At 61.1% G+C, this 12,541-nt stretch carries 10 protein-coding genes; 6 read left to right on the top strand and 4 right to left on the bottom strand.

Annotated elements, in window-relative coordinates; genetic code table 11:
• Positions 1–695: OprD family outer membrane porin (locus BT125_RS02305; protein WP_139271660.1), on the bottom strand; the 695-nt coding region annotated here is incomplete at its 3' end.
• Positions 696–1,397: 702 nt separating this feature from the next.
• Here BT125_RS02305 and BT125_RS02300 point away from each other — a divergent pair.
• Together BT125_RS02300 and BT125_RS02295 are read left to right on the top strand one after the other, a co-directional pair.
• Complete coding sequence (locus BT125_RS02300) at positions 1,398–1,742, top strand: DUF6124 family protein (RefSeq protein WP_072404937.1); 345 nt, start codon at positions 1,398–1,400, stop codon at positions 1,740–1,742.
• Between the two features lie 125 nt (positions 1,743–1,867).
• Complete coding sequence (locus tag BT125_RS02295) at positions 1,868–2,488, top strand: TetR/AcrR family transcriptional regulator (RefSeq protein ID WP_060741719.1); 621 nt, start codon at positions 1,868–1,870, stop codon at positions 2,486–2,488.
• Between the two features lie 145 nt (positions 2,489–2,633).
• On the opposite strand, the gene preA is transcribed toward BT125_RS02295, so the two are convergent.
• The 3 genes from preA to hydA all read right to left on the bottom strand — a co-directional run bounded on the left by preA (position 2,634) and on the right by hydA (position 6,897).
• On the bottom strand, positions 2,634–3,908 hold the full coding sequence (gene preA, locus BT125_RS02290; RefSeq protein ID WP_072404936.1) for an NAD-dependent dihydropyrimidine dehydrogenase subunit PreA: 1,275 nt from the start codon (positions 3,906–3,908) through the stop codon (positions 2,634–2,636).
• Entirely contained in the window at positions 3,909–5,276 is a 1,368-nt protein-coding gene (locus tag BT125_RS02285) for an NAD(P)-dependent oxidoreductase (RefSeq protein ID WP_072404935.1), read from the bottom strand. It lies immediately after the preceding gene.
• 181 nt (positions 5,277–5,457) lie between these two features.
• Positions 5,458–6,897: a dihydropyrimidinase gene (gene hydA / locus BT125_RS02280; protein ID WP_072404933.1), complete on the bottom strand. Its 1,440-nt coding sequence runs from the start codon at positions 6,895–6,897 to the stop codon at positions 5,458–5,460.
• A gap of 607 nt (positions 6,898–7,504) precedes the next feature.
• Between hydA and BT125_RS02275 the strand changes: the two genes are divergently transcribed.
• From BT125_RS02275 to BT125_RS02260, 4 genes are all read left to right on the top strand, one after another.
• Positions 7,505–8,989 (top strand): NCS1 family nucleobase:cation symporter-1, encoded by a 1,485-nt coding sequence (locus BT125_RS02275; RefSeq protein WP_072404931.1) that lies wholly within the window; start codon positions 7,505–7,507, stop codon positions 8,987–8,989.
• Positions 8,990–9,139: 150 nt separating this feature from the next.
• Complete coding sequence (locus BT125_RS02270) at positions 9,140–10,423, top strand: Zn-dependent hydrolase (RefSeq protein ID WP_072404930.1); 1,284 nt, start codon at positions 9,140–9,142, stop codon at positions 10,421–10,423.
• 118 nt (positions 10,424–10,541) lie between these two features.
• Entirely contained in the window at positions 10,542–12,026 is a 1,485-nt protein-coding gene (locus BT125_RS02265; protein WP_072404929.1) for a PAS domain S-box protein, read from the top strand.
• A 240-nt stretch (positions 12,027–12,266) separates the two neighbouring features.
• A complete protein-coding gene (locus BT125_RS02260; RefSeq protein WP_072404928.1) occupies positions 12,267–12,512 on the top strand; it encodes a DUF1652 domain-containing protein in 246 nt (81 codons plus the stop codon).
• Positions 12,513–12,541: the final 29 nt, after the last annotated feature.

The following is a 12,541-nucleotide window of genomic DNA, read 5'->3' as shown; positions in this document are numbered from 1 at the left end:
TTTTCGTTGAAGGCGTATTCACCGCCACCGAAGTTGAAACGGTCGGAGGTGAACGCGCCGCGGCCGTTCATCGACATGTCTTCCATGCTCGCGTCATTGCGCGGGCTGTTACCGCGGAACTGGCCGCCGTAGAGGTTCAGGCCGTTGATTTCGGTGGAGGTCACCTGGCCGCCACGGAAGGTTTGCGGCAGGGAGCGACCGTCGTCGGAACGCAGGATCGGCAGCACTGGCATCCACTCGCCGACCTTCAACTCAGTCTTCGACACCTTGGCCTTCAGGGCCACGCCCAAACGGCCGAAGTCGTCGGCCGGGCGACCGTCGTCATGCACTGGCAGCAACTGCGTACCCGCCGTGCCACGGCCGCCGTCGAGCTTGACCGAGTACATACCCAGCACGTCCACGCCGAAACCCACCACGCCCTGGGTGAAGCCGGACTTGGCGTCGAGGATGAAACTCTGGGTCCATTCTTCGGCTTTGCCCTGGGCGTTGTTCGGGTTGGTGAAGTTACGGTTGAAGTAGGCGTTGCGCAGGTTCAGCGTGGCCTTGGCGTCATCGACGAAGCCTTCGGCGCTGGCGGCGGTTGGCAGAAACGCGGTAAGGCTGCTGCAACCGAGCAGGATTAGGGCGGGGCTGGCATTGAGAAGGGTACGGCGGTTTGGACGGCGATCGGGCGAAAAACGGACACGTGTGCTCACTATGACGCTCCCTACTTTTTTGTTGTTTTTATTTTTGTCATACGTCGTCGTACAACATTGGAGGGATTATTTGGAAGCGGCTGCTCATTGTCAACTGGCCATTACCGGAATTATCCAACTCGGCTGTGCTTCAAAATGAGGCGTTTCAATGGCTGTTTTCTGAACGAGGACAAGATCGCAGGCCGTGGCGCCGGGCAGATCTGTGGTTTGAGGATAGCGGGGAGGGGGCTTGGTTGTGCGATGACTGGTCTAAGACATTAGTCGAATGCCCGCACTCTCATGGACGGTGAGGTCTCTTGTGGCGAGGGGATTTATCCCCTCGCCACAAGTGTGTGGTTGATCCTAATCCCAGTCTAAACAGGGCTGTGTTTATCCAGATGTAGGAACGTTCGGGATCAAGCTACGTTGTCTTGCGCCATTGCCTACACCTGCGCCAGAATCCGCCGGCTTGTGCGCCTTGCGGTCGGGTTTTATCGTTTCCGGGTCGCTGAGGAGTCAGCGATCGGGTTTGGTAGCCCGGTTTTTCTGGCGCAAGTGCACCTGATGCAGAAGATTTTACGCCTCTGCTTTATGGTGGTCATGCGTAGGGCGTCCTCGGGCGCGCCGGGTGCCAGATGACCGGTCTACCAACCTTCGTATGGCCACCACCCTTCGTTTGGTAGCGAGAGTGATGGCTCCAATTTTCTCATCTGGAGTTTCATCATGTTCAAAGCAACCCCGAATCCACCGAATACCGATCCAACGTCGCCGCGCAAGAAACTCGACGAAGCCGCTGAGCGCGCCATCGACTACTACCTCAACCCAAAACCGGACAAAACCGAAGCAGCAACTGCGCCCGGACAACTCTTCACCGTCGCCCATGGCGTCGACACCGAAACCCTGCTCGCCAACCTCAGCGAAAACCTGGCCTCGGCTAATGCCATGGTCAATGACCTGGCCTTCGACCTGGAAGGTCCCAGGCGTCACATCGCCTTGGGCATCCAACAATTGATCGAACTGAGCGGATTATTGGCGAACCGCGCGCTGGATAACGTCGAAGCACGCTAGCCGACTCACCACAAGGGCATTGTGTACATCCGCCTGAACGTGCACGGTCAATGGGAAGCGAGCCCCAGTGTTTTCGAAAGTGGGCGGATGCTAGTCTTGAGCAACGCTGTTGCCAGGGAGCCCTCATGGGCAATCACAAGATCGAGATTCGTCGCAGTAACGTCGAGAAAATCCTGCTGGCCGCCGAGAAGGTCTTTGCCGAGAAAGGCTTCGGCAGCACCGCCATGGCCGACATCGCCGCCGAAGTGCAATTGCCTCGTTCCAACCTGCATTACTACTTCAGCACCAAGAGCGAACTGTACAGCGCCGTGCTGTTCGATCTGCTGGAGGTGTGGAAGCAGGATGCCTTGTGCTTCGAAATGTTCGACGACCCGCGGGTGGTGCTCAGCAGCTACATCCGCGCCAAGATGAACCACTCCCGCAGCCGGCCCTACGGCTCCAAGGTCTGGGCCAACGAAATCATCCACGGTGCCCCGACCCTGGGCCAGGCGCTGGATGCCAGCCTCTATGACTGGGCCAAGATGAAGGAAGCGAAAATTCGCCAGTGGGTGGAGGACAAACGCATCCTCCCGGTGGAGCCCTCGAGCCTGCTCTACATGATCTGGGCCTCGACCCAGCACTACGCCGACTTCGACCACCAGATCAATATTCTCAACGACCACCAGCCGCTGTCCGACATGCAATTCGAACGGGCGGTGCAGACGGTGACCGGGGTGATTTTGCGGGGCATCGGGTTGGAGCCTTGAGAATTTTTGGTGAGGCTGATGGCCCCTTCGCGGGCAAGCCCGCTCCCACATTGGGTCTGTAGTGAACACACTATCTGTGAACGGCAGCGATCCATTTGTGGGAGCGGGCTTGCTCGCGAAGAGGACAGCCCTGACACCTCAAATTTCAAACCGCAACATGATAGGGATTGCGCGGATCATGGTTCCAATCCAGAAACGGCTTGCCGGTGTCCACCGTCACCATCTCGATGCAGTCCTGCACCGGGCAGGTGATCTGGCACAGGTTGCAGCCCACGCACTCTTCATCGATCACTTCATATTTACGCGTGCCATCAGCCTGCTTGAGACTGGCGATGGCCTGGTGTGAGGTGTCTTCGCAGGCGATGTGGCAGCGACCGCATCCGATGCAGGCCTCCTGGTCGATCTTGGCGATGACCTGGTAGTTGATGTCCAGGTACTTCCAGTCGGTAGTGTTGCCCACCGCGCGTCCGGAGAACGCCTGGAGGTTGGCGTGGCCGTGCTCGTCCATCCACCGCGACAAACCGTCCTTCATTTCGTCGACGATGCGAAAACCATGCAGCATCGCCGCCGTGCAGACCTGCACCGCGCCGCTGCCCAGGGCGATGAATTCCGCCGCGTCGCGCCAACTGCCGATGCCGCCGATGCCGCAGATCGGCAAGCCTTGGGTCTGCGGGTCGCGGGCGATTTCAGCGACCATGTTCAAGGCGATGGGCTTGACCGCCGAGCCGCAGTAACCGCCATGGGTACTCTGGCCGCCGACGCTGGGTAGGGCGACCATGCGGTCCAGGTCGACGCTGGTGATGGAGTTGATGGTGTTGATCAACGACACTGCGTCCGCACCGCCGCGATGGGCCGCCCGTGCGGCGACGCGGATGTCGGTGATGTTCGGTGTGAGCTTGACGATCACCGGCAACGAGCAATAGGTCTTGCACCAGCGGGTCACTTGCTCGACGTACTCCGGCACTTGGCCGACCGCCGCGCCCATGCCCCGTTCCGGCATGCCGTGGGGGCAGCCGAAGTTCAGCTCGATGCCGTCGGCGCCAGTGGCCTCCACCAGGGGCAGGATGCGTTTCCAGGATTCTTCGACGCAGGGCACCATCAGCGACACGATCAACGCCCGGTCGGGCCAGTCCTTTTTCACCTGGGTGATTTCCCGCAGGTTGATCTCCAGGGAACGGTCGGTGATCAGCTCGATGTTGTTAATGCCCAAGACCTCGCGGTTGGCACCGTAGTGGGCCGAATAACGCGAGGACACATTTACGGCTGCCGGATCCTCGCCGAGGGTTTTCCAGACCACGCCACCCCAGCCGGCCTCGAAGGCGCGGACGACGTTGTAGGCCTTGTCGGTGGGCGGTGCGGAGGCCAGCCAGAACGGGTTTGGGGCTTTGATGCCGGCGAAGACAATCGACAGATCGGCCATTTACGCAGCCTCCACGTTAAGCATCAGTTGAGCGTTGATCGCCTCGGCGGCGAGTTTGCCGTGCTGCACGGCCTGCACGGTGAGGTCCTGGTCCAGGCTGGTGCAATCGCCGCCGGCATAGACACCGGGAATGCTGGTGCGCAGGTGTTCGTCCACCAGGATTCTCCCGTCCTGGCGCTTGAGTTCCCGGGCCAGTGGGTCCACCAGTGCGTTGTCATCGAAGGCTTGGCCGATGGCTTTGAAAACGGCGTCGGCGGCCAGGTCGAAGGTCTCGGCCCCGATGACCAGTCGACCGTTTTCCAGATGGGTACGGGAAAAGCGCATGCCGCGCACATGCCCGGCGTCATCGAGCAACACCTGTTGCGGTTGGGCCCAGGTCAGCAGACGCACCTGATTGGCCTTGGCGATGTCTTGCTCATGCAAGGTGGCCCCCATGTCCTCAAGGCCACGACGGTAGACCAGGCTGACGTCCCGGGCGCCGAGGCGAGCCATCTGCACGGCCATGTCGATGGCGGTGTTGCCGGCACCGAGCACAATGCAACGATCGGCCAGGGGCAACTGGCTGAGGTCGTCGGCCTGGCGCAGTTCGCGGATGTACTCGGTGGCGGCCAGCAGCCCCGGCGCCTGCTCGTCGCTCAGGCCCAGTTGTTTGCTGGCGGCCAGGCCGAGGCCGAGGAACACTGCGTCGAATTGCTGGTGCAGGTCGCTCAGGCTCAGGTTTTCCCCGAGTTTCTGGCCATGACGGATTTCGATGCCGCCGATGTCCAGCAGGAAATCCAGCTCGCGTTGGGCGTAATCGTCCACCAGTTTGTACTTGGCGATCCCGTATTCGTTGAGGCCGCCGGCCTTGTCCCGGGCTTCGAAAATCACCACGTCATGGCCGTGCATCGCGCTGCGATGGGCGCAGGACAACCCTGCCGGGCCGGCCCCGACCACCGCGATGCGCTTGCCAGTGGCGGCGGCACGCTTGAACGGGTGTTCGCTGAAATGAGCGTTGTCTACGGCGTAGCGTTGCAGCTGGCCGATCAATACCGGCGCGCATTCATGGGCGTTGTTGCGCACGCAGGCTTGCTGGCACAGGACCTCCGTGGGGCAGACCCGGGCGCAACTGCCGCCGAGGATGTTGGCCGAGAGAATTTTCTGTGCCGCGCCTTGGACGTTGTCCTGGTGGATGTTGCGAATGAACGAAGGAATGTCGATCTCGCTCGGACAGGCGTTCACGCACGGTGCGTCGTAGCAGTACAGGCAGCGGGACGCTTCCAGGTGGGCCTGGCGCGCGTTGAGCGGCGGCGCCAGGTCGCTGAAGCGGGCGGCGAGGGTGGCCGGGTCTTCCTGGGAATGGGGGAGGTGACTCAAGGGCTGGATCATGGAGTGGGCCTCACGGTGTTTGAGGTGCTGCCTCTGGTGGGCAGTGGTTTTTTCGGTGTTTGGACTGACGCCTTCGCGGGCAAGCCCGCTCCCACAAGGGATTTGCGGCACACCACATATCTGCGTCTATCCCAGATCCAATGTGGGAGCGGGCTGCTCGCGAAGGCCGAAGGCCTGGATGTCAGCGTTTCACGGCGGTTGGCTTATTCAGCTCCGCCCGCTTGCTCAGCAAATCGAACACCGCCGGGTACGCCGGCCGTTCGATGTAGCGCCCGGCGCCGCGCTCGGCCCGCAGGTCGCCGTCGGCCCACACCAGCCGACCCTGGCTGATGGTGTGGCTGGGCACGCCGAGCACGGTCTTGCCTTCGAAGATGTTGAAGTCCACTTGCTGGTGGTGGGTCTTGGCTGAGATCGTGCGGCTGCCCTGAGGATCCCAAAGCACCAGATCCGCGTCGGCGCCGACGCGGATCGCCCCCTTGCGTGGGTAAAGGTTGAAAATCTTCGCGGTGTTGGTGGAGGTGAGGGCGACGAAGTCCTGCATCGACAATTTGCCGCTATTGACTCCCTCGTCCCAGAGCACCGCCATGCGATCTTCGATTCCGGCGGTGCCGTTGGGGATCTTGCTGAAGTCGTCACGCCCGGCGGCCTTCTGTTCGGCGCAGAAGCAGCAGTGGTCGGTGGCGGTGGTGTGCAGGTTGCCGGACTGCAAGCCGTGCCAGAGTGCCTCTTGATGCCCGCGTGGGCGGAAGGGCGGGCTCATCACGTAGCCAGCGGCGGTCTGCCAGTCGGGATCGCGATAAACACTGTCGTCCAGCAACAGATGCCCGGCCAGTACTTCACCGTAGACCGGTTGGCCCTTGCTGCGGGCATAGGTGATTTCGTCCAGGGCTTCCTTGGTGGACACGTGCACCAGGTACAGCGGCGTGCCCAGGGTTTCGGCGATGCGGATGGCGCGGCTCGCGGCTTCGCCTTCCACTTGCGAAGGGCGTGACAACGGATGGGCTTCGGGGCCGGTGATGCCCTGGGCCAGCAGCTTGCGTTGCAGGTGATAGACCAGTTCGCCATTCTCGGCGTGCACGGTGGGCACCGCGCCCAATTCCAGGCAGCGCTCGAAGCTCGCCACCAAAGTGTCGTCGGCGGCCATGATTGCATTCTTGTAGGCCATGAAATGCTTGAAGCTGTTCACCCCGTGATGGCTGACCAGCTCGGCCATTTCTTCGCGGACCTGTTCGCTCCACCAGGTGATCGCCACGTGGAACCCGTAGTCGCTGGCGCTTTTCTCGGCCCAGCCCCGCCATTCATGAAAGGCTTCCATCAGCGACTGTTGGGGGTTGGGAATCACGAAGTCGATGATCGAGGTGGTGCCGCCGGCGAGACCCGCCGCCGTGCCGCTGAAGAAGTCTTCACTGGCGACCGTGCCCATGAACGGCAACTGCATATGCGTATGGGGATCGATGCCGCCGGGCATCAGGTATTGACCGCTGCCATCGAGCACTTCGACAGCGGCCGGAACATCCAGGTTGTCACCGATGGCCTTGATCACGCCGTCGGCGCAAAACACATCGGCGCGATAACTTTCATCATGGGTAATAACGGTGGCGCCACGGATCAACAGAGACATTCCGAGTTCCTCGCAGGCATGACCGACTGTTGCCGGTTCTTTATGTTTTATCGATCACGGTAGGTAAAGTCGTGCCGGTTTATATTCTTGTCACAACTGTCAGGATTAGACGCTAGCTGGAGTTTATGAAATGAGCAAGATTATTTTTTATAAGCTTATTCGTTAAATAACTTATTGAAAATTAAGGATTAAATTATAAATTCACCAAAATGGTGAGCCTGCTCACCATTTTGACGCACTTGACAGGATTGTTATTTGAGCGAGATTTGTCATGGTAAATCAGCGGCTTGAAAGCGTTGCAAGTGCGGTCTAGACACCTCGCGTTGATCCGAGGTGCACCACTTTGAATCTTCCTCTCGACAGGGCGTGAAGGTCATCTAGCCTAAAGGGCGATATGCAGGGAGTGAAACAAGGCAATACCGTGGCTTTAAACGTTAAACATCAAAAGGTTGGAAGGGTTATATCGATCATCCGGTCAGCTCGGCGCATTATCCGGCACGGTTATTGAGTGCCGTCGTGGGTCTGGCGGGGTGGTCGGTAGCACGCGTGCAAGTACTCCGGCCATCGCCCGTCGATGAGCAAAAATAATGAAAACAGTGGAGCGGACATGACCAGATCAACAGTGACCGAGCGCGACGGATTGTTCGAGCTTGAAGCCGGCAGCGACGTCCTCGACAGCCCCCGTTATAACCACGACATCGCGCCGACCAAGGTGCACGAGCGAACCTGGAACAAATGGCACATCACCGCACTGTGGGTGGGCATGGCGATCTGCGTGCCGACCTACACCCTCGGCGGCGTGCTCACCGCTTATTTCGGCCTGACGGTGGGCGAGGCACTGCTGGCGATCCTGTTTGCCAACATTATCGTGCTGATCCCCCTGACCCTGAACGCCTTCGCCGGGACCAAGTACGGCATTCCGTTTCCGGTGCTGTTGCGCTCGTCCTTTGGCGTCATCGGTTCCAACGTGCCGTGCCTGATCCGCGCCCTGGTGGCGTGCGGTTGGTTCGGCATCCAGACGATGTTCGGCGGGCTGGCGATCCACCTGTTTCTTGGCTCGGTGTTCGACGGCTGGAAGAGCCTGGGCGGCACCGGCGAAGTGATCGGCTTCATGGTGTTCTGGGTCATCAACCTGTGGGTGGTGTTGCGCGGCGCCGAGTCGATCAAGTGGCTGGAAACCTTGTCAGCGCCGCTGCTGGTGCTGGTGGGTGTCGGCCTGTTGGTGTGGGCGCTGCCAAACGTTTCATTGACTGAACTGATGGCGGTCCCGGCCAAGCGGCCCGAAGGTGCCGGGGTGACCGGCTATTTCCTCGCCGGGCTGACGGCCATGGTCGGTTTCTGGGCCACCCTGTCGTTGAACATTCCGGACTTCAGCCGTTATGCCAAGAGCCAGAAAGACCAAGTCGTGGGGCAGATCATCGGCCTGCCGTTGACCATGTTCCTGTTCGCCTCCCTCGGCGTGGTCATGACCGCCGCCTCGGAAAAACTGGTAGGGGTGACCGTCTCCGACCCGGTGACCTTGATCGGGCACATCCAGAGCCCGGTGTGGGTGGCGCTGGCCATGGTGCTGATCATCGTCGCCACGCTGTCGACCAACACCGCGGCCAACATCGTTTCGCCCACCAACGACTTCCAGAACCTGGCGCCGAAACTGATCGGCCGCACCAAGGCCGTGATGCTCACCGGGCTGGTGGGGCTGGCGCTGATGGCCCATGAGCTGTTGAAGAAACTCGGCCTGATCGTCTCCGAGGTCAGCCTCGAGTCGGTCTACTCCAATTGGCTGCTGGGCTATTCAAGCCTGCTGGGGCCGATTGCCGGGATCATGGTGGTGGATTATTTCCTGATCAAGAAACAGCACCTGGACCTGGCCGGGCTGTACCGCGACGACATTTACCCGGCGTGGAACTGGAACGGCTTCATCGCCTTTGGCGTGCCGGTGGTGCTGACCTTGTTATCCCTGGGCAGCGACGCGTTCAGCTGGTTCTACAGCTACGGCTGGTTCACCGGCTCGGCGCTGGGTGGGGTGATTTATTACGGGTTGTGCAGTATGCAGGGGGCCAGCCCGGCTGTCGCCAAGTCACCTCTGCAATAACAGATGAATGCGGTTCCTGTGGGAGCGGGCTTGCTCGCGAATGCGGTGGGTCAATCAACATCAATGCGGGCTGATACACCGCATTCGCGAGCAAGCCCGCTCCCACACTGGACCGCGTTGAAATGAGATAACTGCCTGAAGGAGATCCCCATGAACGCAGCCATCGACGTCCTGCAATCCACCCACTCGCACATCAACCGCGACCGTCTGTGGCAATCGCTCATGGAGCTGGCCCAGCTCGGTGCCACGGTCAAGGGCGGCGTGTGTCGGCTGGCCCTGACCGACCTGGACCGCCAGGCCCGCGACCTGTTCGTGCAATGGACCGAAGCCGCTGGCTGCACCGTCAGCATCGATGGGGTGGGCAACATTTTCGCCCGGCGCCCGGGGCGCAATCCGAACCTGCCACCGGTCATGACTGGCAGCCATATCGACACCCAACCCACCGGCGGCAAGTTCGACGGCTGCTTTGGCGTACTGTCCGGGCTGGAGGTGCTGCGCACCCTCAATGACCTGAACATCGAGACCGAAGCGCCGTTGGAGGTGGTGGTCTGGACCAACGAAGAAGGCTCGCGCTTCGCCCCGTGCATGATGGGCTCCGGGGTGTTCGCCGAGAAATTCACCCTTGAAGAAACCCTCGCCAAGACCGACGCCGAGGGTATCAGCGTGGGCCAGGCGCTCAACGCCATTGGCTATGCCGGCCCGCGCCCGGTCAGTGGGCATCCGGTGGGGGCGTATTTCGAGGCGCACATCGAACAGGGGCCGATCCTCGAGGACGAGGGCAAGACCATCGGCGTGGTGATGGGCGCCCTGGGGCAGAAGTGGTTCGACCTGACCTTGCGGGGCGTCGAGGCCCACGCCGGCCCGACCCCGATGCACCTGCGCAAGGACGCCCTGGTGGGCGCCTCGATCATTGTCGGCGCCGTCAACCGCGCCGCCCTCGGTCATCAGCCCCATGCCTGCGGCACGGTCGGTTGTCTGCAGGCCTATCCGGGCTCGCGCAACGTCATCCCCGGCGAGGTGCGCATGACCCTGGATTTCCGTCATCTGGAACCGGCGCGCCTGGATTCGATGATCGCCGAGGTCAAGCAAGTGATCGAAGACACCTGCCGGCAGCACGGCCTGACCTTCGATTTGAAACCCACCGCCGACTTCCCGCCGCTGTATTTCGACCAGGGCTGCGTCGACGCCGTACGCGGTGCCGCCCAGGGGCTGGGCCTGTCCCATCTGGACATCGTCAGCGGTGCCGGCCATGACGCGATCTTCCTCGCCGAACTGGGCCCGGCCGGGATGATCTTCGTACCCTGCGAAGGCGGCATCAGCCACAACGAAATCGAAAACGCCGATCCGGATGACCTCGCCGCCGGTTGTGCGGTGTTGCTGCGAGCGATGCTGGCGGCCTCCCAGGCGATTGCCGAGGGGCGCATGGCGGCGTGAAGGGTAGAAGATCGCAACCTCGTTGCCCTCTACAGCTCCTATACGGCTGCTACGGGGAACGTGTCATCAATGGGAATGGTCGTAACTTCCATGCGCGCCTGAATCACATGGAGACCCAATGAATCAGCAAGTTCCGACCACCGATACCAACCGTCGTCAATTGCTGCAGATCATTGCCGGACTGTCCGACGGGGTGATGTTGATCGAGGTCGATCAGACCATCGCTTGGGCCAACGCAGCGGCCTTGACCATGCACGGGGTCGAGGACCTCAAGGCGCTGGGTGCCAACGCCGAGGAATACGCCCAGCGGTTCAATTTGCGTTACCGCAACAATCATCCGCTGACAGAAGACAACTACCCCATCGCCCGGGTTGCCCGTGGCGATGAATTCAGCGATGTGTTGGTGGAAGTCACGCCCCAGGCCGAACCGGATCGCACCTGGGTGCATCGGATCCGCAGTATGGTCCTGGCCGACCGCAACGGCGAGCCCGAACTGCTCGTGTTGATCCTCAGCGATGCCACCGAATGGGCCAGCGCCGAGCAGCGCTTCGAGAAAACCTTTGGGGCCAACCCGGCGCCGGCGGTGATCTGTCGCCTCAGCGACCTGCGCTATATCAAGGTCAATCCGGGGTTCCTGGAGATGACCGGCTACAGCCGCGAGCAGGTGATCGGGCGTTCAGTGTATGAACTGGATGTGCTCGAGGCTGCCGAGAAGCGCGACCTGGCCGTCGAGCGTCTGGGTCAGGGCGCGACGATTCCGCAGATGCAGGCCGAGTTGAAATTGCCCGATGGCACCAGCAAGCAGGTGGTCGTCGCCGGTCAGCCCCTGGACCTGCATGACGAAGACTGCATGCTGTTTTCCTTCATGGACATGGAGCCGCGCCGCAAGGCTGAAACGGCGCTGCGCCAGAGCGAGGAGCGTTTTGCCAAGTCGTTCCGGCTGTCGCCCGTGCCCACCCTGGTGTGCAGCGCCGAACAACAATTGCTGGAAATCAACGAAGCATTTCTCCAGACCACCGGTTACGCCAGCGAAGAGTTGCTGGGTAAAACCGTGGAGGAGATCGGTTTTCTCGACAAGGACGCCGGCGCCGCGCTGTTTGCCCGGCTGGAAAAGGCTGCCGCGGTCTCCAGTATCGACGTCAAGGTGCATAAGAAAGGCGGTCAGCTCATCGACTGTGAGGTCGCCGCCGACACCTTGCTCATCCAGGACAAGCCCTGTTACCTGTTGGTGCTGATGAACATCACTGAACGCAAGCGCTCGGAGCTGGAGCTGGTGGCGGCCATTGAGGAGGTGATGAAAGACGCCTCCTGGTTCAGCCGGACCCTGATTGAGAAACTGGCCAACGTGAAGAGCATCAACGCCCAGGTGCCGAGCGTGTCATTCACCGAGCTGACGGCCCGGGAACGGGACGTGCTGGGGCTGATCTGCGAGGGGCTGGCCGACAAGGAAATCGCCGCGCGGCTGAAGCTGGCGCCCAACACCGTGCGCAATCACGTGGCGACACTGTATTCGAAACTGGATGTCCACAGCCGCAGCGAGGCGATTGTCTGGGCGCGAGAGCGGGGTTTGTTCGCCGGCGAATGGCGGATGAAGGCACCATGATAGCCAGTGCAAATGTACCGGGTGTACTGGTGCAAATTCGGGTTTTGCACGGGGGGGCGGTTCCTTAGGCTATGAGAGTGCGACATCGTTTGTGATGTCGCGTCCCCCACGAAACACTCAAGGAATACGCCACGATGTGCAGTGAACGAACCCGATACGAGCGCGACAGGATATCTATTCGGACCAGGAGGTCGGCGCTGTCTACCGTTCATTTGTCCCCTCAGGGCTAAGGTGCATCGCATGACCCATTTGTCCCCCTTGCGTGCCCGCCTCGAAGAAAGCTTTACGCCGCTGGCCTGCGAATGCAGCCTCAATGGCGACGGTACCCTCACCGTGCGCCTGTATCACCGTGAAAGCGGCGAGGTGGACTTGGTGGTGAGCGGCATGAGCGTCGATAGCGTCCGCTCGGAAGACAGTATCGCGAAGCTGATCGATGAGCTGCGCTATGAACTGCAAAACACCCCGTTGCATCGCGGTGAGCTCTGATAGGTAAAGATCCAGCGCACCCATCCCAT

Source organism: Pseudomonas sp. NFACC04-2, from assembly GCF_900119265.1.
GTDB classification, from domain to species: Bacteria; Pseudomonadota; Gammaproteobacteria; order Pseudomonadales; family Pseudomonadaceae; genus Aquipseudomonas; species Aquipseudomonas fluorescens_AA.
The sequence above is the reverse complement of the archived record's forward strand: the minus strand, read 5'-3'. Positions and strand labels throughout refer to the sequence as shown.

What these genes read in the sequence shown, in the direction of transcription:
- preA (WP_072404936.1), bottom strand. Translation starts at nt 3,908, where the DNA reads ATGGCCGATCTGTCGATTGTCTTCGCCGGCATCAAAGCCCCAAACCCG.
- BT125_RS02260 (WP_072404928.1), top strand. Translation starts at nt 12,267, where the DNA reads ATGACCCATTTGTCCCCCTTGCGTGCCCGCCTCGAAGAAAGCTTTACG.
- BT125_RS02270 (WP_072404930.1), top strand. Translation starts at nt 9,140, where the DNA reads ATGAACGCAGCCATCGACGTCCTGCAATCCACCCACTCGCACATCAAC.
- BT125_RS02295 (WP_060741719.1), top strand. Translation starts at nt 1,868, where the DNA reads ATGGGCAATCACAAGATCGAGATTCGTCGCAGTAACGTCGAGAAAATC.
- BT125_RS02265 (WP_072404929.1), top strand. Translation starts at nt 10,542, where the DNA reads ATGAATCAGCAAGTTCCGACCACCGATACCAACCGTCGTCAATTGCTG.
- BT125_RS02300 (WP_072404937.1), top strand. Translation starts at nt 1,398, where the DNA reads ATGTTCAAAGCAACCCCGAATCCACCGAATACCGATCCAACGTCGCCG.
- BT125_RS02275 (WP_072404931.1), top strand. Translation starts at nt 7,505, where the DNA reads ATGACCAGATCAACAGTGACCGAGCGCGACGGATTGTTCGAGCTTGAA.
- BT125_RS02285 (WP_072404935.1), bottom strand. Translation starts at nt 5,276, where the DNA reads ATGATCCAGCCCTTGAGTCACCTCCCCCATTCCCAGGAAGACCCGGCC.
- hydA (WP_072404933.1), bottom strand. Translation starts at nt 6,897, where the DNA reads ATGTCTCTGTTGATCCGTGGCGCCACCGTTATTACCCATGATGAAAGT.